The organism is Kosakonia sp. H7A, from assembly GCF_003028445.1.
Taxonomy (GTDB): domain Bacteria; phylum Pseudomonadota; class Gammaproteobacteria; order Enterobacterales; family Enterobacteriaceae; genus Kosakonia; species Kosakonia radicincitans.
In genome coordinates this window covers 1-432 of sequence record NZ_PYTZ01000149.1, presented here as the reverse complement: position 1 = coordinate 432, position 432 = coordinate 1, and the positions used below count along the sequence as shown (strand labels likewise).

Here is a 432-nt window from a genome sequence, read left to right as displayed (position 1 = left end):
GTGCGGCAAGTTCTTCGGGTGTGAGGAAGCCGGCCAGGTCTTCGACCTCGAAGAATGGCCGGATCTCCAGCTCGCCGCGGCCGGACAGGGGATGGGGCGAACGCCGCGCCCAGGCCAGTGCTTCGTCCATGTCCTTGACCTCCCAGATCGAGAATCCGGCGATTAGCTCGCGGGTTTCGGCGAACGGGCCGTCACTGACACTGAGCCTGCCGTCGCGGATGCGCACGCTGCGCGCCTGCTCCGGGCTCTCCAACTGCTGGGACTGGAGCAACTGGCCCTGCGCCTTCATTTCGTCGGCGCCGGCGAAGCAGTGCCGCATCATGCTGTCGGCCTCGCCCTCGGGGAGCGCTTGCAGCAGCGTGTCGTCGGTGTAGATCAACAGCAGGTACTGCATGGGCCGTGCTCCCTGGTCTCCAGGCTGGGAGTGTAGCC

1 protein-coding gene is annotated in these 432 nt (G+C 66.7%); it reads right to left on the bottom strand.

Translation table 11 applies throughout. The features are described 5' to 3' along the window. A partial coding sequence (locus CWM66_RS28665; protein ID WP_107147764.1) for a YciI family protein occupies window positions 1-394 on the bottom strand: 394 nt, incomplete at its 3' end. Window positions 395-432 lie beyond the last annotated feature (38 nt).